26 protein-coding genes are annotated in these 24,624 nt (G+C 39.7%); 5 read left to right on the top strand and 21 right to left on the bottom strand.

The window, feature by feature from the left end; genetic code table 11:
• Positions 1-3: 3 nt before the first annotated feature.
• The 4 genes from DXB15_RS04805 to DXB15_RS04785 form a co-directional block, all read right to left on the bottom strand.
• Positions 4-1,194: a site-specific integrase gene (locus DXB15_RS04805; RefSeq protein WP_117660842.1), complete on the bottom strand. Its 1,191-nt coding sequence runs from the start codon at positions 1,192-1,194 to the stop codon at positions 4-6.
• Between the two features lie 78 nt (positions 1,195-1,272).
• Positions 1,273-1,476, bottom strand: coding sequence for an excisionase (locus DXB15_RS04800; RefSeq protein WP_004613735.1), 204 nt, complete (start codon positions 1,474-1,476; stop codon positions 1,273-1,275).
• A gap of 400 nt (positions 1,477-1,876) precedes the next feature.
• A complete protein-coding gene (locus DXB15_RS04790) occupies positions 1,877-2,116 on the bottom strand; it encodes a helix-turn-helix domain-containing protein (RefSeq protein ID WP_021414330.1) in 240 nt (79 codons plus the stop codon).
• Positions 2,117-2,536: an RNA polymerase sigma factor gene (locus tag DXB15_RS04785; RefSeq protein ID WP_117632413.1), complete on the bottom strand. Its 420-nt coding sequence runs from the start codon at positions 2,534-2,536 to the stop codon at positions 2,117-2,119.
• Positions 2,537-3,170: 634 nt separating this feature from the next.
• On the opposite strand from DXB15_RS04785, the gene DXB15_RS17015 reads away from it, so the two are divergent.
• The 4 genes from DXB15_RS17015 to DXB15_RS04765 all read left to right on the top strand — a co-directional run bounded on the left by DXB15_RS17015 (position 3,171) and on the right by DXB15_RS04765 (position 7,527).
• Positions 3,171-3,614, top strand: a complete 444-nt coding sequence (locus DXB15_RS17015; protein WP_198013389.1) for a lactococcin 972 family bacteriocin — start codon at positions 3,171-3,173, stop codon at positions 3,612-3,614.
• 115 nt (positions 3,615-3,729) lie between these two features.
• On the top strand, positions 3,730-5,736 hold the full coding sequence (locus DXB15_RS04775; protein ID WP_117632412.1) for a DUF6619 domain-containing protein: 2,007 nt from the start codon (positions 3,730-3,732) through the stop codon (positions 5,734-5,736).
• A 16-nt stretch (positions 5,737-5,752) separates the two neighbouring features.
• Positions 5,753-6,382: an ABC transporter ATP-binding protein gene (locus tag DXB15_RS04770; protein WP_032506571.1), complete on the top strand. Its 630-nt coding sequence runs from the start codon at positions 5,753-5,755 to the stop codon at positions 6,380-6,382.
• An 8-nt stretch (positions 6,383-6,390) separates the two neighbouring features.
• Positions 6,391-7,527, top strand: coding sequence for an amidase domain-containing protein (locus tag DXB15_RS04765; RefSeq protein WP_117632411.1), 1,137 nt, complete (start codon positions 6,391-6,393; stop codon positions 7,525-7,527).
• Between the two features lie 32 nt (positions 7,528-7,559).
• Here the strand turns inward: DXB15_RS04765 and DXB15_RS04760 are convergent, their stop codons facing one another.
• From DXB15_RS04760 to DXB15_RS04670, 17 genes are all read right to left on the bottom strand, one after another.
• Positions 7,560-8,471: a conjugal transfer protein gene (locus DXB15_RS04760; protein WP_118702212.1), complete on the bottom strand. Its 912-nt coding sequence runs from the start codon at positions 8,469-8,471 to the stop codon at positions 7,560-7,562.
• A 15-nt stretch (positions 8,472-8,486) separates the two neighbouring features.
• Complete coding sequence (locus DXB15_RS04755; protein WP_117632409.1) at positions 8,487-9,494, bottom strand: bifunctional lytic transglycosylase/C40 family peptidase; 1,008 nt, start codon at positions 9,492-9,494, stop codon at positions 8,487-8,489.
• Positions 9,491-11,692: a CD3337/EF1877 family mobilome membrane protein gene (locus DXB15_RS04750; RefSeq protein WP_118702211.1), complete on the bottom strand. Its 2,202-nt coding sequence runs from the start codon at positions 11,690-11,692 to the stop codon at positions 9,491-9,493. The genes DXB15_RS04755 and DXB15_RS04750 overlap by 4 nt, the downstream gene beginning before the upstream one ends.
• Positions 11,692-14,142, bottom strand: a complete 2,451-nt coding sequence (locus tag DXB15_RS04745) for an ATP-binding protein (RefSeq protein ID WP_118702210.1) — start codon at positions 14,140-14,142, stop codon at positions 11,692-11,694. Before DXB15_RS04745 ends, DXB15_RS04750 begins: the two co-directional genes overlap by 1 nt.
• Positions 14,120-14,518 carry a conjugal transfer protein gene (locus tag DXB15_RS04740; RefSeq protein ID WP_004843362.1) on the bottom strand — a complete coding sequence of 133 codons (399 nt, stop codon included), beginning with the start codon at positions 14,516-14,518 and terminating at the stop codon, positions 14,120-14,122. Before DXB15_RS04740 ends, DXB15_RS04745 begins: the two co-directional genes overlap by 23 nt.
• A gap of 117 nt (positions 14,519-14,635) precedes the next feature.
• Entirely contained in the window at positions 14,636-15,139 is a 504-nt protein-coding gene (locus DXB15_RS04735; RefSeq protein ID WP_002323345.1) for an antirestriction protein ArdA, read from the bottom strand.
• A gap of 17 nt (positions 15,140-15,156) precedes the next feature.
• A complete protein-coding gene (locus tag DXB15_RS04730; RefSeq protein WP_118702209.1) occupies positions 15,157-15,660 on the bottom strand; it encodes an antirestriction protein ArdA in 504 nt (167 codons plus the stop codon).
• Entirely contained in the window at positions 15,579-15,875 is a 297-nt protein-coding gene (locus tag DXB15_RS04725) for a conjugal transfer protein (RefSeq protein ID WP_118702208.1), read from the bottom strand. Before DXB15_RS04725 ends, DXB15_RS04730 begins: the two co-directional genes overlap by 82 nt.
• Before the next feature lie 104 nt (positions 15,876-15,979).
• On the bottom strand, positions 15,980-16,141 hold the full coding sequence (locus tag DXB15_RS04720) for a DUF6440 family protein (RefSeq protein ID WP_022615845.1): 162 nt from the start codon (positions 16,139-16,141) through the stop codon (positions 15,980-15,982).
• A gap of 84 nt (positions 16,142-16,225) precedes the next feature.
• Positions 16,226-16,447: a hypothetical protein gene (locus tag DXB15_RS04715; protein WP_002323342.1), complete on the bottom strand. Its 222-nt coding sequence runs from the start codon at positions 16,445-16,447 to the stop codon at positions 16,226-16,228.
• Position 16,448: 1 nt separating this feature from the next.
• Positions 16,449-16,583, bottom strand: coding sequence for a DUF3789 domain-containing protein (locus DXB15_RS04710; protein ID WP_021651360.1), 135 nt, complete (start codon positions 16,581-16,583; stop codon positions 16,449-16,451).
• Positions 16,584-16,594: 11 nt separating this feature from the next.
• Positions 16,595-17,791, bottom strand: coding sequence for a MobT family relaxase (gene mobT / locus DXB15_RS04705; RefSeq protein WP_003431664.1), 1,197 nt, complete (start codon positions 17,789-17,791; stop codon positions 16,595-16,597).
• 183 nt (positions 17,792-17,974) lie between these two features.
• Entirely contained in the window at positions 17,975-19,369 is a 1,395-nt protein-coding gene (locus DXB15_RS04695; RefSeq protein ID WP_118702207.1) for an FtsK/SpoIIIE domain-containing protein, read from the bottom strand.
• A gap of 83 nt (positions 19,370-19,452) precedes the next feature.
• On the bottom strand, positions 19,453-19,815 hold the full coding sequence (locus DXB15_RS04690; protein ID WP_015555127.1) for a helix-turn-helix domain-containing protein: 363 nt from the start codon (positions 19,813-19,815) through the stop codon (positions 19,453-19,455).
• Positions 19,816-19,994: 179 nt separating this feature from the next.
• Positions 19,995-20,378, bottom strand: coding sequence for a YdcP family protein (locus DXB15_RS04685; protein ID WP_118702206.1), 384 nt, complete (start codon positions 20,376-20,378; stop codon positions 19,995-19,997).
• 15 nt (positions 20,379-20,393) lie between these two features.
• A complete protein-coding gene (locus tag DXB15_RS04680; RefSeq protein WP_002323337.1) occupies positions 20,394-20,720 on the bottom strand; it encodes a YdcP family protein in 327 nt (108 codons plus the stop codon).
• 237 nt (positions 20,721-20,957) lie between these two features.
• On the bottom strand, positions 20,958-24,002 hold the full coding sequence (locus tag DXB15_RS04670; protein ID WP_118702205.1) for an SrtB-anchored collagen-binding adhesin: 3,045 nt from the start codon (positions 24,000-24,002) through the stop codon (positions 20,958-20,960).
• Between the two features lie 407 nt (positions 24,003-24,409).
• Here DXB15_RS04670 and DXB15_RS04665 point away from each other — a divergent pair.
• On the top strand, positions 24,410-24,624 hold a 215-nt coding region (locus DXB15_RS04665; protein WP_187119645.1), incomplete at its 3' end, for a hypothetical protein.

Genomic DNA, 24,624 nt, shown 5'->3' with positions numbered 1-24,624 from the left:
ATATTAACAAGCCAGTCTTTCCAGTTCCGCTTTTGCAGATTGAAATGTACCGTGTGCGTAATAGCCAAGTGTCATGGTTATGTTAGCGTGTCCCATGAGATATTGCAGGGTGTTTGGGTTCATTCCTCTATTTGCCATATTCGTACAATAAGTATGTCTGAATGAATGTGGTGTGATGTTCGGTAACTTATCCGTGTGATACTTGTTATATTTCTTAATCAATCCTCGCACCATACCCTCATAGTTTCCTGCAACTTTAGGCAAGCCCTCACGGTTTAAGAATAGGAAATTGCTGTAACCACCTACAATCAACGGTTGTGCCTTTCCTCTGTTCTCTAGTATTCTTTGGATTGCTTGATAAGCCCGTTCTGTCAATGGAAGTTCACGTTTTCCGTTTTTAGTCTTTGGCGTTTCAATATAGTAACCCATTTCGCTATCTTTCAATAACTGGTGGTCTATATTGAGTATTCTGTTCTGCATATCAATATGCGTCGTCAATCCGCAAAATTCAGAAATACGAAGTCCCGTTTCCAGCAGAAGCACAACCTCATCATAATACTTACTGTAAATCTTGTCCGTTTCCATAAAGGCAAGCAGGTGTTTTTCCTGCTCTGGTGTAAGGATAACTTTCTGCTCCGTATCATCTTCCAGAACATCACTTAGCTTAAATTCAAACGGGTTCTTTCTGATACAGTCGTCTTGTATCGCCATATAAAATGACGCTTTCAAGGAACGCTTATAGTTATCAATCGTTTTATAGGCATATCCTTTTTCGCTCATTCTGATAGCCCATTCTTTAGCGTCCGACTGCTTAACAGTATCAATCGCCCTCATACCCAATGGGTCATTTTTCAGAGCATTCATAAGATACTGTCGTCCTTTTTCAGTAGCCCTCTTGATGTTCTTTCTTTGACTGTTCTTTTTCTCGTAGAGCTGGCAGACTGTCATTTTACCGCCGACTGTGTCGATACCGTCGTTAAGGTCTTTTTTTATCTGTGCTTCTTTTTCCCTCAACGATATATCATCACGCTTTCCAGCAGGTGTCTTGTCTGTCGGTACAAGTTTCCAAGAATAGATAAACTGTGGCTTTCCGTATATATCGGTATATTTATAAACGTATCTTCCGTCTTTTCGCTGGCTCTCTCCATTACGCAAATTGCGATTTTTACTGTCTTTTCGTTTTACATTAGACATAGTGTAAAGCTCCTTTCCGTCATGGAATGAGCCGTGATACGCTATACCTTATTATACCATATCTACGGCTCAATGACATTAGATTTCGTCCAATGTATCTATGATTTTTTCAAATTGTTTTCGCTTAATCTGAATACGATTACCGTTCACGATAACCCAGCCAGCGTCAATATTTTCTTCGGCTAATTTACGCAATTTCTTTTCGCCAATGCGGAAGTATTTAGACGCTTCTTCAATCGTCAGCGTATATTTTTCCCAGATAGGCACATCAGTATTGTTCATAATCTATGCACCCCCTTTACTGTGTGTCATTTTTTACAAGCAGGCAGACGGCTTTGGAAAGCTCCGTTAGTATCTCAACTATTCCCATTCTTGTGGGCAGAACCGCACCATGCGGACGTATCATTATTCTGTGAGGATAGGTCGTGGCAAAACGACTTTTCCAACAGTCGCTCTCGGATCACTGCGTGGGTCGCTCGCTTTCTTTTGAAAAGGTCGTGGCGTACAGTCCCCGTGGCTCGCTATCTCACAAACGTATCTGTCTGCTTTATTCAGTTGTCAAAGAACAATAGGCTTGTCCGCCTATAAAAATCTGTCGTAGTCAACAGATTTTTATAGATTGACAAATCTTTAAATCGGGACAGGAAAGAGGGTTTTGGCAAATCATATCCCGATATAATCATTATTTAATGTTTACTTCAAATGCTCTCATTTTCTTTATCATTGCTTCACGAATACGTCCTTTCAGTTCCATATCAACAGCAATATAAAGATTTCCGTATTCATCATACAAAGGACGAAGACAACACTTTGAAAGGTAAGCGTCATAGAATTGAAGCATTTTTTCTATTGCTTTTTCGTCCCCGTCTGCTACAGAAGCAATTAAACGGTAAGGAGGGCATTTTGCAACAGCTTTTCCCATCTACTTTTCCTCCTGTAAAATTTTTTTCATATTATGTAAAGCGACTTGACGATTTTTAAATACACCAGCTCTTGAGATATGCTGAAGTTCTGCAATTTCTGTATCACTCATGTCAAGAAAATAGAACATTAAGAGATTATTTCTTTTTCTCTCTGGTAACTGTTGTAACGCTTTACATAGTTCATTACCCGATACTCGGGCTTCCATTCCATACACATCAAAAATAGTTATATCAAGTTCGTAATCATCAAAAACAGGAAAGGAATTAACCACAATTTTTGGTAGTTCACAAAACGGGATTTCACGATTAGAACGTCGGTCTAATTCTTTTTCATAATTCTTTATGATTCCGTCAATAACTTTTTTCATTAGCGTATCGAACTGTAAGCGAATTGCGTTTTCAAAAGAAGTCGGTTTCATGTTCACACCTCCTCCCTGCACAAAGCGGAGAATCTTTATCCCCCTTTCCGCACCAACACTGTACAGGCAGGTGTGATTTGCTAACCTAATTTCAAAAAAAGTGAAAAAAAGTTTTTGAGCATGAAAAAAGTCCGTACAAAATAAATTGTTGTAGCGGACAATTTTAAAAGTATTTATTAAAATTTTTGGGATATTAAAACAACTATAAAAATGAAAGTGTGTATCATTATCAATAACTTTATTTAGTGTACAATTAAAATATGTTTTCCCATTTGTAACCAATCTCCTTTAAAAAAATATAAACGATACATATTACATTAAAATTATAATCTATCACATCAAAAAAATTGAGCGAAAACAGTCGAAATGAAAAATAATATAAATATAAAATATTTTTCTATTTGATTCTATGCTTTGATAGATAGTTATAATCACTTTAAGATTGTAGAATTTTTAACAAATGCTTGTGCATTATTTATATAATTAAAGCATTAAATTGACAAAATTCGTCATTTTATGAAAGCGCTTATTTTTTTATAATTTCGTATTGTTAGATATTGACAATTCAGTAGTTTAGGACTATCATAAAGGTGTAGAATAAAGTAGCTGAAAGAAGCCAAAAGGAGGGATGGTTATGTTAAACAAAAAGTCTTTATTCACTAAACTAGCAGCTGTGAGCATGGTAGCTTCAATGATGTTAGCTACGCCAGTAATGGCAGCGACGAATGACACAGGCGACAAGGACGCACAAAATGGAATCGTAAAGACAACTTACGAGGACGAAAATGGCACATGGACTGAAGGTATGATTGGTGGTAATCCAGAAGGAGTTGAAACTTGTTGGTTGGCATATGGACCATTGTACCAATATCCAAGTGAAGGTGGAACATGGCAATACGGTTTCTGGAATGCTAAAGTTCGTTCTTACTACACAGTTAATAGATGTCATGGTTCAACAGTTAAGTTGAATGGTAAGACATCACGTTCAGTAAATACTGCATCAGGTAAGAAATCTATCGCTGAATTATGGGCTATTCAATCTGATTCTAATGACCAGTATTTCTATCGTGTTTGTTAGTTAAGTATCATATTTATTGTTTGATAGCTTAAATGACAAATTAGATTTTAGGCTTCGGTGCTTGTCATCGAAGCCTATTTTATTTAATAAATAGGATAATGGAGTTGATATTTTTATGAATAAACATGGCATTAGATTGATTAGTTTTATTTTAGCTTTATTTTCATTCATTATGATCTTTCAGAATTTAATGAATGACCAACAGCAATTACCTTTAGGTACAACAGAACAACTTGTATTAAATATTGCTGAAACTGGTACTACGAAAGAACAACTTATTTCAGAATTAGATAATATCACGAATAAGCACAATGCTACTTTAGTAAAAGTTGTTATTCCTAGTGATGAATATAAAAATAAAAAAGACATCATTTACTTTGGAGATGAGAAACCAAAAAGTTCTGACATTATTATTGATAATGATAATATTAAATGGTTAGATTCAAGTTTAGAGGGAAAGTTAATTTCATCTAAAGATATTGGTAATAGACCTTTATATGGAAATTATGCAGTAAAGGGAAATCAGAATTTTAAACAGGATATAGAAAACTGGGCTAATGATAACGGAATTACTATTCAATGGTTGAGAAAAGTATCGTTTATAAAAAGTTTGTATTACAATTTAGTTCATAATGGTGTTGGAAATGTTATTTTAACAGTATTATTATTATTCATTTCAGTATTATTGACATGGTTTATTTCACACTCAAAAGGAAGAAGTATAAGATTATTGAGTGGAGTAGACATTAAAAAAATTCATATTGAAGATACATTAACACTATCAAAAATGTTTATATCCAGTTATTTAATTTCACTCATAGCATTTTGGGTATATATTGGAATTACTAATGATTTTAAACAAATTACATTATTGTTATCTAAGGATATTATAACACTATTGGTATTGGTTGTTATTTCAGCATTGATTAGTTTCGGTATTTCAATGATTGTCAAACCAAAAACAGAACATCTTGCGAAAAGAGAAATTCCTTTCAAAAAATTCAGAATGCTCAGTATTGGCACTAGAATTATGTCAATAATATTAGCTCTTTTGATAGTACCAAGCACCATAACATCTGCTTACATTTTACAGCAGTTATCTAATGAGTATTCTTTATGGGAAAATATGCAAAGCATTGTAAGTATATCTTTCAGCGATTTAGATTCATTAAGTACAGATAAAATGTTGCCATATGTTGATGATTTTTTTGCAAATATGGCAGATAACGATAATTTATTCTTATCTTTATCTATTGATAAATCTATACAATTAAGTGAGGAAGAATACGGTGGTTACGACCACATAATAGTTACTGATAAATCATGGGTTGATTCTTTTGATATTGGAATAGAAGAAAATAAAAGTGGTGGAGAATTGAATAAAATTGAATTGAACGATTTAGATAAACCACTACAGGACTTTATAAATGTTCAAATGCCTTTATGGACTAAGACAGAAGAAATCCAGCCTAGCGGAATTAACTTCTATGAATTTAGCGGAGATAAATTTTTAGCTTTACCGCCAAATGTTGGCTATGGTGGAAGCACTATACAAGCTAAAAATCCATTAGTTATATTAGTGGATAATCCAGTACAATCATTAAATACATTAGGTTTTATGTTACCTGCTTGTTCAAGTGGTAATGTTGTTTTTCCAGATGAAAATTTATTGAGAACTGAATTAGCAAAAACACCTGTAAAAGATTACGTTGTTTCGATAGATACTATTGCTGATGTTGCTTTATCACAAGCTCAAAAATTTGCAAAAGAAGCTGTATTCTATGTGATAGCTTGTATTCTAATTTTTGTATCTATGATTTTTGCAGGTATTCTTACCGCACAGTTATGGGTAAGCGAAAACAGAAAACGAATATTTACGTTACATACATTCGGAAAATCATACAAAGAAATAATAATGCAAACCTTTGTGCATGAATCATTTATTGCGATAATCACGGTAATCATTGGAGCAGTAATTTCTTTTGTTATAAGACGACCAGAAATTATTACAGTTTTATCAGTGAGCATTATTATTTTGATTTTATATTGCTTGAGTAATTTTGTTGCTTATCATATATGTACTAGACAAGCATTTTACAAAGTAGCAACAAGAAATGAGTAAAAAATGGGGTGTAAAAATGGAAATTAAAATGAATAGTATAAGCGTTGTAATCAAAGGAAAACGCATTTTCTCAAATATCACAGACACAATGAATAGTGGAGATATGGTAGCTCTCACAGGTTCTTCTGGGTGTGGAAAAACGACATTATTAAATTGTTTAGGTTTAATACAGCCAATAGAAAGTGGTTCTATTTTGATAAATGGCAAAGATACTTCAAAGTGGAACGATAAGGATAAAACGAAATTTTGGCATAAATATGCGACATTTATTTATCAAGATTATGGAATTATCGAAGATGAAACTGTAGCATATAACATTACATTAGATAAGTCAAAAGCTAAAAGTAAAGCTGTGAAAAACATATTAGATAAAGTTGGTTTAAATGGTAGAGATTCTGAACTAGCAATCGTACTCTCTGGTGGAGAAAAGCAACGCATAGGTATAGCAAGGGCAATATTAAAAAATGCTTCTATTATCTATGCTGATGAGCCTACTGCTTCTCTTGATTCTGAAAATAGACAAATCGTGATTAGCTTATTAAAAGAATGTGCTTCAAATGGGGCAATTGTTATTTTAGCTACACATGATGATAGGCTTGTTAGTGAATGTAATAAAGTCATAAGTTTAAATAAAAATAGAAATTAGGAGCGATTATGAAAAAAATATTTTCAGTTTTATTGATTACAACTATCATTACTACATTAGGTAGTCCTGTTTATGCAAGTAGTCAAAATCCAAGTGATTTACAAGAATGTATAGAGAACTCTATGTTCTATGATAATGAATATAGATTATTCAATGAATTTACATATCAAGGAATGGAAATCAATTTGTTTCCTGAAACAACAATCACTAAAGAAGAAGCTCTTATTAAGTATAAAGAAGCGTATAACTACATAGCAGAAAAAGCTAGTGTACTAGGTATTGTAGCGGATTTAGATAACTATGAATTTCAACAATATATTAAAGGTTATGCTATACCAACTTCTACTAATAAGGAACTTAATGATAAACTAGCGGAATTTGCAGAATTTATAGATATTTATGAAAATGCAGAATCTAATAAAAAAATCATTTCTTGTTTAAAAGAAAAAGAATTTAATTCTGAAGAACTTGAATTGTTATTACCAATAAGTAAGAGTTCAACTGAATTATCTAACAAAATAGCTCCTAGTGATAATAGAGAATCAAATGGGTACTCTTCTAATAAAGCTACTCAATATGCAAAGCAATGGTGGAATAGAACAAATAATACAGATTTTCCATATTATGCTAATTATTATAAGCAAGACCTTAATTCTAATGATTACAATGATTTAGATGAAAATGCAGAGGGACAGTCTGCAATAAGAAGAGGTTGGAGCGACTGTACAAATTTTGTTTCACAATGTTTAAGTTATGGTGGTTTTCAATATAGAAAATCAGGATTGATTTTACCACATAGACAATCTAAAAACTGGTATTATGATAATGGAAAGCCATCACATACATGGGGTGGAGCTAATAATTTTTATCAGCATTGGGAATCCAGAGCTGGTATAGCAAAAACATCAGATTTACTTACAGCAGGAGATGTAATTTCAGTAGACTTTACCAAAGATGGAGATATAGACCATACTGCAATTATAACTTCCAATATTAACAATACAAATAAATCTAAATTGTTGACACAACACAGTATTGATAGAAGTGAATTTTTACCTACAGGAGATTATTTTTCTTTAGCAAATCTATATAGTCAAGATTATAAAATATATGGATATGAAATGGATAAAGCACCAATAAAATAAAATACGAAAGGAGCTTTTGCTCCTTTCATTTTTTATTTATTATTGGATAATATTTTCCAGTTACTATCCTTATAAAGTGTTAATTCATACTGTGATACCTGTGCCGCCTTTGTCTGATTGTCAATGAACTTCACAGATACCTTGACTTTCACATTGCCCCCGTCCTTTGTAAACACGGGATTGCCAAGCTCGGAATAGAGATAGTCCCCATTTATCGGTTCAAGGGCATTTCCCTCTACATAATAAGCAAGCTCCGTTTCTGTAGCGGTAGGGTACAGCTTGAAGAATGTTTCCAGAAATGCCGTAGCGTCATTTACGGTATCAGCGTCTACGCTTGCGTCTGCTTCTGGTGTCTTAGGTTCATAGTCTGATTTTTCGATTGCTGGTGCAAGGGTAGGGTTCTGAATGATTACCATATCCCCGTCAGCGTCTACATGGACTTTTACTATATAGGTTGCTTTCACATTGCTTGTCTGTTCTCCCTCTTTTATCTGCTGATCTACTTCGTAGGTAGCAGAAAAAGTGTCCATTCCCGACTGTTCAATACTCCATACAATCACATCTGTAACTGTGGAGCTGGTCGGTATATCCGTTCTGATTGTATCAACATTCAAGTCCTGCAATTCCTTTGTCAGATAACCGCTGATTGCCTGCGTCCTTGCTTCAATCGCTTCTTTGCTGTTATTCCATGTGTAATAGGACTTCGCAAAGTTCTTCACGAAATTTTCTATCCCGTTGGTGTCCTGCAAGCGAAGCTCAATGACTTCTTTTTCATGGGTCGTGTGCTGGTCGATAGCGGTAAAGTTCTTATACACCCCAAAGCTCACGCTTGCGATAAGCACCACCCATAACGCAATCACAGTTTTCTTATGTGTGCCTACCTTGACAGTACGCACCTTTTTTTCTTTGATATTTTCTGTCTGTTTCTTATTCTTCTTAAACATATTTTCAAGTCCTTTCTATTGTTTTACTCGTCCTGCACCGATTAAGTGCTGTTGCCAGTAACTACTACTTAGGTCTGCATATCCTATCGGGTTGCCTGCATGGTACATCTGTGTCGGCGAAACGAGAATACCGACGTGCGTTACATAAGTACCAGCGTTATAGGTAGAATGGAAAAATACCAAGTCCCCAGCCTTTGCCTGCGAGAGTGGCAGATGTTGGGTAGCGTCATACTGTGCTTGTGCCGTTCTCGGTAAGGAGATACCAGCTTTTCCATAGCACCATTGCGTCAATCCCGAACAGTCAAAGGAAGTGTTGGGATTGCTACCGCCATACACATATTTCCAGCCTTGATATTTCAACGCTTCATTCATGACCTTTTGTGCCAGTTCTCCCGATACCTGCGGTACAGTTAAATACTGATTGACTAATTCCACATAGAACATATTTCCATAGCCATACCGCCAGCCCCCATTCTTTGCAACGGCTATCGGGTTGGTGTAAGTTACTTTCTTTCCACCCGATTTTTCACGGGCGAAGCTCTCTGCAAGGTTAAAGGTGTGTTTCTTTCCTTTTCCTGCCACATATCCCACATAACCACCGCCATAGTTATAGGACTGTATCGCTACATTCAAATCGTCGATACCTTGATTTTTGCAAGAAGAAAGCAGGGACGCAAAATATTTACACCCCTGCTTGATTGAACTTTCCGTATCTAAAGAGTTGGGCGGTAAACCAAGACTTTCCGAACTCTGCATAACATCTTCTGCCGTACCGCCACTTTCTACTTGAATGATAGCCAACAGCACATTGACATACTCGGAGATACCGTTTTCTCTGGCGTATTTTTCCACCATAGGCTGATGTTTCAAAACTTCTGCGGATAAGTTCATACCCGTAATGCCAGAAGAAAAGTTGCTGTTCTCGTCGTCGCTGTCCGCACTAATGAGGACACCAAAGAAAAGCACCAGAGAAAAGAGGATAGGAAACAGACTGCCGATAAGAGCGATATGTTTCAGTTTCATTTTTTCTTCTGTCCTTTCTTCGTTACAAGGTTACGGGTTTTCTCTGTGGTCTGCTGGTTCTTCTGGACGGTCTGCGTCTGCTGAACCTTTGTCCTGCGGTCTTTGGTGTCATTCTGGCGTGTTTCCTGCGATACCACTTTTTCTACATTCTGCCTATGTACTTGCTGTGCAGGTTGGGTCGCTTTTCTATCAGAAGCACCAGAAGATAGCGGACGCTCTTTGATAACATTTGCTTTGACTGGCTCACTTATCTTTGAAGTGGTCGCTGTGGCAGGGCGTTTGACTTCCTGCATTTTTTCCGCACTCGGCTTTGAAGCTGTGGCTGGTCGCTCATGGGGACGGGTAGCTCCCGTTGTCGCTGATCCGTCAGACTTTCGCTGTGCCTGCCTTGCTTCTTGTGCCTTTTGAAGCTTCATACGCTTGTCAGCGATATCCTGTCTATGCTGTTCCTGCTTTTCCAAACGCCCCGTCTGTCTGGACTGCTGTTCCTGCACCATGCCACGCTTGAAGTCGTACACGCTGGACTTTGCCTTTTCCTTTGCGGAATACACCGCATAAGCGGTCTGTGTCGGCATATCCTTGATGTTTTCTTTGACAGCATTTGCTTTGTCTTTCACTTTATTTTTCGTATCTAAGACAGCACCCACCTTTGAGCCTGCACGCTGTCCCATGCTGGAAGTGGTATTGCCCCGATTTTCTTTAGAAGCTGTATTTTTTCTTTCCGCCCGTTTGCCAGTAACGGCACTTCCAACCACCGCACCAGCCACACCGCCCGAAATACCGCCAGCACTTACCGCCCTTGCAATACGGTGTTCCATACGCCTAGCCCGATGTCGCATAAACAGATACGGTCTGCGGAATATCCTGCGTCCCATGCTTTGACTGTCGCCAGCGTTTAAAGAGAACATACTCATTAAATCGCCCAGCTTCATGTAGATACCAGCGAAACATACTATCTGCAAGAACGCCACCATGAAAAACGGATAGTCCGTGGAAATGTTATAAAACATACTGGAAATGCTGAACGCCACCGTTACAATAAGCGTTATTCCTGCCCGTGTCATTATGGTATTAAATACCCTTACGATTGCCTGCTTTGCCATGCTTTCATAGCTCGGTATCATGGAAAGTAAAAAACTGATAGGTAAAAACATTGCAAAGATAATAAAAAGTATCTGGCTGAACAACATCATGCCCGTAAGCAAGAATACAAATATCGTGATACCCAAGTTAAAGAACAAGAGGAAGAACACCATACCCAAACGGTTCACGACCTGCGGTATTGTCAGATTGTTATTGTCGTTGTCCTCGATTTCTGTTTTCACGACTTCCTCTCTGGTTTTCCCGTCCTCGTCCTCTGGACTTGCCGATACGAGAGCTTCTACACGGTCTGTCCCGATTTCTTCTGCGTTGCTGTTCCCGAATTGAAGCAAGAGCCACGGCTGTTGTACTTGAATAGAAAATAGGCTGTCCCGTATCAAGTTTACGCTGTCCTTGCCCTCGCTGTCAGAATTAGGGAGCATGATTTTTGTTCCCAAGTCCAAAGAAGCGGTGCTGATGTCTGATGAAAATTCATTTATCTTCTTGATGTAGTCGGGAGCATAGGCAATAAACGAAGCGGACAGCACGAACACCACCACAAAGTTGATAACAGCGTGAAGTGCCTTGCTGGTTTCCCGTTTTATCAGTCCCGTATAGGCAACATACATTCCAACGACTAAGATAATGAGAAGCAGGAAACCAACATAAAAGCCCGTAGAAGAAAAGCCGTTCTCGGTAACGCCTGCAAGGGTCTGTATGCTCTTTCCGATACTGTCTGCCATATCGTTGATGAAGTCCAGCTTATAGGCTTCCTGCACCACATAGCCCGTTGCATTGCTTAAATAAAGGCTTATCGTCCAGACAAAGTTGGTAATGCAGTAAAGCCCATACTGCACCGATTTTCCAATCCCGTCCAGCCAGTTCCACGGAAGCCACGACCAGCTATTGTCTACATAAAAATCAAGCTGGTAGTTGGAAAGGGGATATTTTGAATAGAGATTTTCTGCGTTTATGGTATCGTCCACAAGCCCCGTCGCATGAGCCACCGTCCCCAGAAGTGAAAGCAGGATAAGGGAGAGTGCCACGACAAACAGAGCCATTTTGAGAAAGTGGAAAATCTTCTTTTTTGTGAACGCACCTTTTATCCTTTCTTTCATCACTCCACCTCATTTCTCTGCACGGGCGGTCTGGTATCAAAGGCGTGTAGCAGTTCTTCAAAGACTGGGTGTATCTGCACCACACCGACACGCCCGTATAAGTCCTGCAATAAACATTGTCCGTTCTCCAAATCACGCAAGCGTTTCTGATTGTTCTCGTCGTCCTTGTCGATACCGAAAAATTCTAAGGTCTGCTTTATCTCGCCCAAGTCGGTACTACGAAAGGCAAACTTCAAGCCGATATTGTTTTTCAGACTTTCTTTTGACACGTCCCCAGAAGATTGTGTAACAAAATAAACGCCTGCCTGCATAGCACGTCCAGCACGAACCAGCTTATTTGATAAAGTTTCGCCTTGTGCCACGTTTAAGAACGCCCACGCTTCGTCCAAATCGACAATCTTAAAAATGCTTCTGTCCGAATGGATAAAATCAAGGGCAAAGGTACTAATCACAATCAGCATAGACACCGATAATAATTCAATGGTCGTGTATTCCTCAAAGGTCGTGTCCTTATCTGGCAGTACAAGGTCGGCTACTTGAATGATGTTAAGCTGGTTATCTAAACTGATAGCATTTTCCACCGTTCCGTCTGAAAACAGCAGGTGTGCAAAATCGTAGTCCGTGAAACTGTCGATATGGTCTGCGATATTTCTTGCTATGGGTGTATCTTCACGGCGTAGCTCGTCTATCACATGGAGCAAGCCTCGTTTGTCACTCTGGGTAACGGAACGAACCGCCTTACGTAACACAGGAAATTTTTCGCCGTCCCTAGAGGAAATACCCGTAAGGAATGTTAAGATGTCGATTGCCAGACTTTCAGCGTCTTTTACATTCTTCATAATCACAAACGGGTCAAGAAGTCCTGCATTGCCTTTATCGCTTGTTAGGTTTACGATATTGATTTCATGGGCGATTTCTGGAAGTGTTTCTTTCCAGTTGCCACGCTCACTTTTAGGGTCTAACAGAAGTGCTTGACCGCCAAACAGCACCGCGTAATATACCAGAAGATTGTTACAGAACGATTTCCCACCGCCAAGCGAACCGACAAAAGCAGACGCTAAAGCGTTGGTAACTGTACCTTTTACACCTTGACTGGCAAGGGACGGTTGCAGGTACACATTTCTTCCCGTATCAACAGAATAGCCCATATAGATACCCGTAGTTTCTCCTAACTGCTGTGTCGCACCAAAACCAAGCCCTGCTAGAAAATCTGATTTTACATACTGCACATAATCATTGATATATCGCTTGCTGGCTGGTAAAAATTCAGAATGAAGCCCCAGCATATCCCCAGCAGGACGCACCAGCTTTACATTGAGGTCGTCGTAAAAGTCCTTGACTTCATCACAACGGCGTTTCAGCTCGTCAAGATCGGGTGCAGACACCCGTATCACGTAGCTTAACTTATACATACTTTCTTTTGTCTGGTCTAAATCCGTTTCCAGCTCGTCCACGCTGTCTAATGCGTCCACCACATTTGAGCTGGTTTCACTTCCTGCTTGATAGGCGTGATTGTCCAAATCTTTCAATTCCTTTTTCTTGTTGCGGACGGTCGTTAATGCTTTTCGGTTCTCCACGATTTCTACATTCATAGAAGTATCAACGGGGAATGTGAATTGCTGTTGCTGGAAATAGAAGATTTCAGACGACGGAAAATCAAGCTCCCCGACAATCGCATTGATGGTAAAGTAAGACACATAGCTTTCCTTATCCTCATGTTCCAATCGTAAATATCGCTGGCTTTCCTCAATCACACACCTTGTCGGACGAATAAGGTCGTAGTATTTTATCAGCGTTTCTTTCTTATAGTTCTTCTTTGGTAGCTGGTACTCATAATCTTCATAGGCGATACCGTCCCTGCCGTAAAGATGTTCCATGAGATAGCCAAAGTCATTGATTTCCAAGCGACGCACCTTAAAGCGACGGGAGATTTTATTTTCCAGTAACTTTTCCATTTTCATGTAACGGTTGATTTCATCATTCGGCATGGAAACAAAATCATTCATCAGCGTGTGGTTCACTTCATGGAGAAATTCCGTGAACGTCAGCCACGCCGATTTTTTGATGTTCTTCAGATTAAGCTGTTCTTCCGTAACCATGAGCTTAAAGCCAAGAAAAAAGCGGTAGTCCACTTGATTATCCCCAATCATAGATACTAACGCTTCGGTCTGTTCGTCTATCTTCTGGTAGGCAACTTCCTTTAATTTTCCCGTTACCAGTTTCTTTGACTGCTCCTGCATACTTCGTATTGAGCTTTCTGTGGCAATCTGCAACGCATGAATTTTACCCTCACGGGACTGTGCAATGAGCTGTCGAAAGCTGTCATGCACGATAAATTTCTGCTCTGCGGATAAGAAAGAATAGTTGTACGGTATCAATTCATAGTAAGCAAACACCTCATTGTCCTTGTTCCAGACAAGGTTATTGTCAATATATTTTATCGGGAACATAGTTCACACTCCTTACTGCCGTGATTGTTTCATTTAAGGTCTGCTTATGCAGTTTTACGGCTTTTCCTGCATAAGTGATTTTTGGTCGCAGGGCATAGGTTATCTGTGATTTCAAAAAGCTGTACGGCTTCTTTCCGTCAAAGGTTTTCTGCGACATAAACCAAGTGAGAGCAACGGGAATACCGAAGTATTTGAGAAATGCTCCCTCAATCATGGAAAGTGGGGGAATATCCCCAAACAGAATGATGATAAATTCCGTAATCACAAACCATGTAATCTGTGTAAAAGTAACGGGAAAGGGCAAGTTAAAATCATTGATTGCATATAAGACTTTTTCCACGTTCCAGATACCCGTGTAAGATTTAATCTTTTTCAAGTTCTTTCAGCTCCTTTCGTAAGTTCTTCAAAGAGAAAAGGACAGCCATTTTCAGACTGTCCCTTAAAGAGAAATACGCTGTCAGTAGCAACAATGCTTGTCGCTGATCTTCCAGCGTTAATATGGTATCTCGCACATACCTCGGCTTGTTTCAATGAAGCAACCGCCCATATCCAAATCTCGCCCGTAGGCTTCATAGTCAATGTAATTCTGTAAGCTGGGTGGAATATCCCCAAGTGCCTGCAATTCGTCTATGTAGTAGTAGGCAACATCTGTCATGGTTTCACAGTCGGGATAATAATAAATATCGTCCTTGTGTTCCACGACTTCTTCCAGCGTCCCGTAGTGGCTGATAAATTCGTCCAGACATTCTACGATATAGTCGGGAAGTTCCTCTATCATTTCATACATCTCATTGAGTTCTTCAATGGAAACATACTCGCCAATCGCAATGGGAAAGTTGTCGGTATCATGGATAGCGTATTCCTCATACTGTTCATTCAAGCCGATTTTTTCTTTTACATCTTCCTCGTCAATGGGAAATGTAAACCAAGCACCGACTAAATAGCCCTCATTGTATTTGCCAAGATTAGCGATATAAACCGCCATATCATCAATCATAAGCACCACCTCATTTCCTACTCTGGCAGTTCAAAGATACCGTGTTCTGTTACTAAAAATTTCCCGTGTTCCTGCAAGTGAGAAGCGTAGGCTTCAAAGTCAAAGTAATATTCTTGACAGTCCTCGGATAAATGCTTAAATGTCGGGTCGTTCATCAGCTTTTGCTTTGCAACATCTATCATGCTTTTGCAGTCGGGATAAATCGTAATCACGTTCCTGCAAATATAAAGTGCTTCTAAATTCTCAAACACCGTAAGTAGTGATACATATTCTTCCTGCATATCACTTGAAAGCTGGCGGTACATAAAATCTAATTCGTTGAGCTGGTACACGCTTGTATGTTCGTGGACTTCATCAGCATAAGGCAACACCTTTTCGATAATACGGTAATCCCCACTTTCTGCACCGACACCTAACTTTTCTTCAAACTCGGCAACATCTATCGGCAGGTCGAACCAGTATGATATTGTTTCTTCGCCAGTTGTTCCTTTCGTTTCCACCAGCACCCTTGTTTCCTGCATTGTTCCTCACGTCCTTTCTGTTGTTTCATCACATCTTTTATGGTCTGGTACGACATACCAAACACATACTTTGAAAAATCTTCTAACTGTCTTTCTTCATAGTCGGCAGGGGTCAATCGTTTCATTTCATGCCACACCTTACGTTTGTAAGAGGGCAGGTCAGAAAGATATTCACAGCCGACTTTTGCCTGCATATCCTTAAAAATATCGCTCATTTCATCACTCCAATCTGAAATTTTGGTAAGAAAAAAGCAGTCAATCCTAAGACTAACTGCTTTGTGTGTATGGATATGAAATTGTCAAACTGGGAATTGTAGCACTATTGACTTACTACTGGTTTGCCGTCTTTATCAAGTAATGGTGTAAATCCCGCTGCATTTCCGTTTCTATGGAAAACATAATTTACGCCTGTTTGTGTATCAACCCAAATTTCCACTACATCAATCGTACCTTGTTGATAAATCTTCTTAAAACGATCCATAAGTATTCCTCCTTAAAAATTCTAATTTGCCGTTTTCTTCATATCCATATTATACCATTCTCATACCAGCACCACAATAAAATTTTAAGCACCGATAATCTTATTGAACAGCTCTAACAGTACATCTTTCACACCGCCAGCATTGAATACCAAGCCGACAGCAATCAAGGCAACTACCAAGAAGCCGATAAGTTTGGAAAACTCACGCTTGAAACCTAAGTAGATACCGATAACTACAATCGCCATAAGCACTAAGCTCTGTGCGTTGCTTAAAAACCATTGATACAAATTTTGCCCGAAATTCATGTTATTTGTCCTCGCTTTCTTTTAATTGTTTCATTTCATAGTCAGCTTCTTTGCCGACATTCAAAATACACATCAAGACTACGCCGATACCCATTCCCATAGATACCAGCAGGAAGTCTTTTAATAATACCCACATTTTTATCACTCCTAACTTTCCACCAAATCTTTTGCAGGGGTCGTCTGCTGTTTGATTATCATTTCATGCTTTTCTGTGAGCTTTGCCTGCTGTTCGATTGTTTCCATGTAGTCTGTACCGTTTCCCTTATCAATCTTTTTCAGCATTTTTAAGGTCGGTGCTACCTGCCTTTGTACCCAACGCAATGTACGGTCTAAGGTATAAGGCTCTGGCTTTGTCGTCAGCTTCAAGCTCTGTCTGTTATCGCCAATAAACCAAGCCCAGCGGTCATTGAGTTTCCAGTCATTTTTTCGCTTGTCTGGTTCTTCATCAACAAACCGCACATACTGGTTGATGATAGAAAAGGCGGTCTGCTCTGCGTCATAATAGGTCAGCAAATCTCGTACTGCATAATAAGCACGTTCATTTCTAAGCCGTATCTCAAAACGGTTGATAATGTCGGCTTCTTCCAGAGGTGTCCCCAGCTTGACGTACTGCTCATAGTCTTTTTCATAGATACAGAAATACACATCTGATTTCAGCGAACCAAGATAAAGTGTACGTCCCATATATTCTCTGTCGTCCTCTCTGTGCTTGATAAGTTCGCCAGACTGGTAAAACTTATAACTTCTGGACTTTCCGATATATTCCCGTTTCCTGCATTTTTCCGCAAGCTCTGGAATATCCAAAATGCCCGTATGGTCGTTGATAGCAAGGTCGATACGCTTCATCACGCCACCGTCTACGAGTGCGTCCATGAGAAAGTCATACCAGCTTCTTTGCTGTGCCAGCAGGTAACTTTCAAACTGTCGGCAACCACGCCCCTTTAACTCTAAAAGGACACCTTTTTCTTCGTCAGCCGACGTATAGATAAAGATGTCCCCCAGAGAATAATGCTCCGTATAACTGTAATGTCCGTAATCTTCATGGAGCATATAATTGATATTCAGTTTTAATATATCTTTGATGATGTGCTGTATATCCAGCGTGGGAAAACGAATTTTCACATAATCAAACAGCATGGTAAGCGGTGCTTCTGGATTGAACCTTGCCAGTTCTTTATACAGAGTTTCCAGAAGTTCCTTTGACGGCTTCATTTTTCCGCTTTCTATCTTGTTGAGATATTCCCTTGTGATACCAGAAGCCACCGCCAGCCTGCCTTGTGAGATACCGTAAGCAATCCGTTTCTCCCGTAATTCTTTTATCCATTGTTCTTCATTCAGAACCATACCCCCAATCTGTCAAGTGTGAAGTTTTTTAAGGCGACTTCACAACTGATTTTTGCTAGGAAACCATGCCAGAAGCCTTATGTTTCCTATGTTTTTTCTCTATTGTCTATTTGCAAACGTACCCCTCTGTTAGATACCGAGGGGTTTTACCTGCTGGCGTGGCTAACGCCACACCAGCAACGGCTAGTCCGTGCCGTCGCCTTTCGCTTCGCACGTCGCCGTCCCGTCCTGCCTTGCTTGTGCAAGAGAGCCGATAGTCTGCAAAAAATCATGCCCTTTCGGGACTAAAGGCGTGTAAAACTCACTGATAACGCTTGTTCCCACATCACAATATCCACGCCCCTTGATACGCTTCTGAAAAAACTGCTTTTTCACATCTGAACCAAACAGCATACCGTAACCTAATTCGCTGATACGCCCAAGTCCCACACGGAAATTGAAGTTATCTCTGATACCGTCCGAGAAATACTTTGCGTCTGGACGCTGGCAGGCAACGATAAGGAAATAACCTGCTTGTCGTCCTAACATAACGATTTTCTTTAACTGGCTAAGTAAGCCCACGCTTTCTTTCGTCCCCAGCATTTCAAAAAATGCCACATATTCATCAAAGATAAGAAAGCAGGGTGGCAGTCCCAGATAGGCATAGTTTTCGCCCGTCTTATAGTTCGGGTGTCGCTTCATTTCCTCACTTCGCTGTACCATGCCCTCATAAAAGGCATTGACGCAATCAATCATTTCTTCTTTGGTGTGATAGACATTAGGCATGACTGTTCCCAAGTCTGCAAGGTCGCTGTTCTTTGGGTCTAAGATATAAAGAACAGCGTTGGTATGCAGTAAAGCTTCAATGAGCGTCAGTAGAAAATATGTTTTACCGCCACCAGTCCCACCAGCGATAAGGGCATGAGGAAGTGCGTCATATTCCCAGACAAGATTTTTCATCAGTCTAAGACAGCCGTTTTCTGCCCGTACTTCATCAATGGTAATACGGTTCGCTATCATATCATAAAGCAGGGTATATTCGATATAGCCGTCATGTAAGGTTTTGTCAGTCAGCTCGCAATATAAGCCACTTTCCAATTTATCCTCTAACCGTAAAAGCTGGTCTTGATATTTTCCTAATGTGATTTCACAGCGGATATGAAGCAGTCCCTTTTCCATTTGATAATAAATCTTTGGAAACCAGACGATTTTTTCCCTTGATCTGCTTTGCAGGTCAGTAAAAAAACCGCTGTCTTGTATGGTATCGGCTTCATACCACTTATTTTCCAGTATCATTCTTGCCAGCTTTTGACGGTGCAGGAGCTTCTTGAAACTGTCGTAACAGAAACGGTAATACAGAAAAGCGACCAATGCACAAACACCAGTCGCTATCAGTAAGGTTATGAAGTTGTAAGGAGAAAGCGTCAAGCCGTTCTCTAACAAGCTGAAATGCTCCCAATCAGTACATATAAGCGGTTTGATATTCAGTAGCAGGAGAACCGCCATGAATACAAACAGAAGCGTCCCTATGGAAAAGTGGTAGACAAGGTGCTTGTCGCTGGCTCTGATACGGTGTCCTTTGTTCCAATTCATACGCATAAATCAATCACTCCTTTCTGGGTATGAAAAAAGCAGTCAATCCTAAGACTAACTGCTTTGAGTGATATACAAAAATTTACATTTTATTTTACAAAGAATATTCCATATGTAACAATCATTGCAAAAAAGATAAGAACTACTACGCCAATAGCAAGACAAACTCTAATAAAACTTTTTGCTTCATTCATATCGCTGTATATTGAAGATAGTTTTTCGTTATTCAAGTTTTTTTCTCTTACCTCTTGTACATCAATATCTCTTACTAATTCGTCTAATGTTAATCCAAAATAATCGCTTAACAATACTAAGCGTTGAAAATCTGGATAAGATTGACATGACTCCCATTTTGAAATTGTTTGTCTGGAAACTTTTAACTCATTTCCCAATTCTTCTTGAGAAAGTCCCTTTGACTTTCTAAGGTTTATCAGCTTTTCATTAAAATTCATATATTGCCTCCTAATAGTATTCTTTATTTGCGACCGCAAGAATAGTATTACAAAAATAAGAGTTTTCTTCAACCAATCTTTGTTGGCAATTTGTCAACCTGCTTTAACATTATAAAAGTATACATAGATTATAACTTTTCTTTACTGTTTATTCAAAGTAAAAAGCTGATTGTATCATTTTATTTCTTCGACTGTCCCTGCGGTGTATGGTTCTGTGGATTGCCTGTGTTCAGGTTGCCTTTATTTTTCAACACAATATCCTCTGCCTTTACATACCAGTCCACGTCTGCACCCGTATAGGTCTTTCGTGATACCGTATCGGCTACGGGATTGACAAGTTCCACAACTGCATTGTACGGAAATTCTCTTAACGGTACTTCTGGCGGTACAGATACGGGGATAATTCCACCATGCAGACTGCATTTCAAATCATAGATACGCTTTTTAAGCTGGGTACTCGGTGTCCCGTCCGCATTCTGTAAGAATACATCACGCACTGCTGTAAATTTTAATTCTCCAAATGTTTTCTCTTTGTCAATAACAAATCCGTTTGATAATCTCATAACTTCTTCACTCCTTTACTTTTCTTCAACTGCTACAATATCATCAGCAAGCAACACATAATCGGTATGTCCCATATCGCCGATTGCGTAACCTCTGCCGTATAACTTCGGATTGACAAGTTTTACTTTCTGTTCATACTTGAAATGCTTTTCGCCAGCCTGCACGGGAATTTCCACGACAACATTTTCGCCTTTTTGTACGTCAGAATAAAGGTTATAGCTTCGTCTGGTTAAGACCCTGCGGTTATTTTTATCTTTTTCAAAGACTGGCTCACTTTCGCCTGCAAATTCAAGAGTTCCAAAAGACTGTGCCATATCTGGCACGACATATTTCATTTCCATATTGTTTTACCTCGTTTCTTTCTATTTTTGATAAATTTGTTGATTGTGATTTCTTATTCTGGCGGTTCGGGAAGTACCAGCAATCCCACCGATAGTAAAGGGTAAAATAAATGCTTCGCACCCTTGACTATCCGTGTTCTTGCAGGTTGTCGGCAGACAAGCCAGAATAAGCGGAAGTCTGCCGTTTGACAGCTTCGGCGGAGAGCGTGATTTTTCTTTCCTCATACCGTTACCGCCTTATGATTTCTTCATTTTACGGCGTTTGTAAAGATATGTTCCAGCCAGTCCACCAGCAGATGTAAGCAACATCACAAGAAACGCCATGACATTTGTGGTGTCGCCCGTTTTGGGACTGTCGTTCGGTCTGCTAGGCTTTTCTGGTGTCTGTGGTGTTTCGGGTTTCTCTGGTTCTTCTGGCTTTTCCTTAAAGGTAATCGTCTGTCCCTCGTTCTCAATGTCCTTATGCTCCGTAACTTTCTTCGGCTCGTCTGGATTGCTTAAATCGTACAATTCCTCAAAAGTTACAAGCTGTTTGCCGTCAAGGGAAGTAGCGTCAAAGGTAAAGGCAACTTCCACTTTCATAGTTTCGCTGTCAGCGGTAAAGGTATAATCACTTTCCACACGTTTTCCATTGATAAGAAGCTCTGCATTTTCTTCTTTCAACATCTGCCAGCCCACAAGTTTGTACTGTGTACCGATTTCTAAGCCCTCTAAGGTTACGGTATCAATGATTGTAACGTCTTTTCCAGCTTCAATCTCTTTGTTACCGTCCTTATCCGTAGCCGTCGTATGAATTTTGATGATACGCTCTGTGATAAGTACCGTCTGCCCGTCGTCCTCAATGTCTTTATGCTCCGCAACTTTTACGGGTTCGTCTGGATTGCTCAAATCGTATAATTCCTCGAATGTTACCAGATTTTTACCGCCAAGCTCGGACGCATTGAATGTATATGTAATTTCTATTTTCATTTCCTCATCATCAGCGACAAAGGTATAGTCATTTTCTACACGCTTTCCGTCAATGATAAGCTCGGCGTTTTCTTCCTTTAACATCTGCCAGCCTTTGAGCTGATATTTTGTGCCTTTTGTAAGTCCGTCTAATTTGACTGTATCAACGATTGTAACCTCTTTTCCTGCAAGGATAGTCTTTTCGCCGTCTTTGCTGGTCGCTGTGGTATGGATAGAGATTTCTTTTTCGTATTCATCAGTCAGCGTTCCTAAATCAATCACAAGGTTATTTCTTGATACCACGATTTCAAAAGGTGGGATAAGTTCAAAGCCTTTGTTGCTATCGCAACGCATTTCTTCAATGATATAAGTATCGTAAGGTAACGCACCTTTGCTGTCGTCTGGTTCAGAAGTCCCAAACCATACACCGTCCTCGCTGGTCTTGCCTGCGTTGGTATTGTGCTTATGGGAAGCCCAGTCAGCAGAAGTGGAGAATTGCCCGTTATCATCAGTTACTACAACATGACTTTCCCCAGTCGTCTTGCTTGTGATCCTAAAGGGAACATCAGCAAGACGCTTGTGTGTGCCTGCACCGATTTTTACGCCCTCAATATCTCCACGCTTAATCTGATTGTAGATAGAATGGGCTTCGTCGGTTAAGTCCACGATTTTTCCATTCTCTGTGATTGCAAAATCAATCGGTTTTGCACCGTCTGTCAAATATCCGTTTGGAGCTTCACTTTCAGCGATACGGAATTTTCCATAAGGTAAAAGGTCAGCAGAAGTAGAAGCGACACCCTCAAGGTCTGTATGGATTGTTTTTACGACTTCATTTTTCTTGTAGAGCTTGCCCTCAACCAATACCGCATTATCATTTAAGGAAATGATGTCAAAGGCAGTATCTTTCAAAGTGGCACTTCCTTGTGGTTTGGTATCGCCCGTTTCTAAATCTCGTTTCTGAATTTTGACACCGCCACGGATAACCTTGTCTGATACGGAAAACTGGTTACTTCCAGATAATACGGCAAGGTCGCCGTCCTCGGTAATCTGTGTTACATATAAGCCTTTTATCTGTTCGGACTTATCGCCAGCCTGCATATATGCACCGTCTAACAAGTAACCGCTTGGAGCTTTTGTTTCCTCAACAGTTAGTGTTCCAAGTGGAAGAACTGCTTTGCCGTCCTGCATATAGAAGCTGTCGCCAGATACCTTGTAAGCGTCCGCTAATTTTGTGATGTAGTGGGTTGTCCCGTCGCTGTTTGTTTCAGCGATTGTTTTTGTAACCCATGTACGAGTAGCTTCGGCAGGGAGATTATCTTTATTGTAGTAGCCAGCATAATACTTCCATGTAAATTCCGCACCTGCTAAAGAAGCGTTCCCTTGCGGATTGTCTTTCTGTGTTTCCATGTCAATCTTGAAAAGCTCAATCAAAGTGTCCGTTACTTTTGGCGTATCAGATACTTTCAAAGTCGCTGTCTTTCCAGCTTCAACCTTTAAGGAATATACAGTTTTATCTACCTTATATCCTGCTGGTGCGGATAATTCCTTGATATAGATTGTGCCTGCTTTTACCTCTACAACATCTGTATTTCCGTTTTTATCAGTCGTAAGAGTGGCAAGCTGTTTTGTGCAGTCCTTATCAGCAAAGACACCGTATGTTGCACCAGCAATAGAGTAATTTTCGTTACCGTCTGTAATGCTGGTATTACTGGAAGTCTTTTGCAGTTTCGCATTTCCGACATTCAGCTTCGCCCAGAATTGTCCCAATTCCTGCCCCTCGCCAGAGTAGATATAACCGCCACATTCATAGCGTCCTTTATTCTCTTTGACAAAGGCTTTCGCACCAGAGAAAACTTCGTCCTGCGTAGCCTTTGGAATTTCAGCATAAGAAGCTCGCACGTTATCACATTGCCAGCCAAGATGTACGCTCAATCTCTGCCAGACTACACATTGTTCCAACAGATAGACTTGCTTGTAGTTCAGTTCCTTGTGAGCTTCGCCATACTGTTTGATATACTCTAAGGATAACGCCACATCTGAAATCTGGTCGGCACTCATGCGTGAGCTTGCGTCAGCTCTGGTCTTGTAGCCATTCTTAAAATCTGTATTGATGTCAATACAATAGGCAGTTTCGCCCTCAACTTTCATCATGCCCTCATTGAATGTAGAACCAATCGAACCGTCATTCATTACTTTTTCAATGATACCGACACGCTCTGCACTTTCCGTCCAGTATTGCTTACTTTCTGCATGAACGGGTGTAGTCGGTAAAGCAGTAACGACAGTTGCAAGAGCTAAGAAGCCCGTACACAATCGTTTCCATGTCTTTTTCATAAATCTAATGCTCCTTTCATTTTTGGTAATAAAATAGCCGTCCAATAAGAACGGCTGGAAATAGAAAAGGAACGTCATTTTAGGCGTTCCATAGTCTATAAAATATTCAATTTTTTTCTTGTTTCAATACTGATGTGCTGTACCATATCTTTGCATATCTAGGAAAACTGGCGTATCAAGGCTCATTCAATGGTAGTAAATAAGTAGTAAATTGATGTATTTGTTCCCTTGAAAATGCTGATAGATACTGTGTTTTAGCGGATAATCAGATTTTTATTGTGTTTTTATTATAAATATGATACCAAAACCCACTTGAACAATGATGGCAGTGTGGGGGATGGAACCTGATAAACGGACAAGCCTCATTCCGGGATGGAATGGGGCTGTCTGTGCAAGAAAGGAGTTTTATGGAACAGAACAAAGGAGCACAGCGGGCTGCCTGGTTTGCAGGACAGGCAGTGAGTGCAGCGACAAATCCGAAACTGTTTATCGTAAAAGTGTTGGTAACGATTCTTGCAGTGCTGATCGGCTTTCTATTTGTGGTTGGGAGCCTGTTTGGGGTGATCTTTTCACAATTAGGATTTTCAAATTCTGCTGATTATACCAGTGAGATGTTTCAGAT

It is taken from the genome of Roseburia sp. OM02-15 (genome assembly GCF_003481835.1).
GTDB lineage: Bacteria > Bacillota > Clostridia > Lachnospirales > Lachnospiraceae > Eubacterium_I > Eubacterium_I ramulus_A.
The sequence above is the reverse complement of the archived record's forward strand: the minus strand, read 5'-3'. Positions and strand labels throughout refer to the sequence as shown.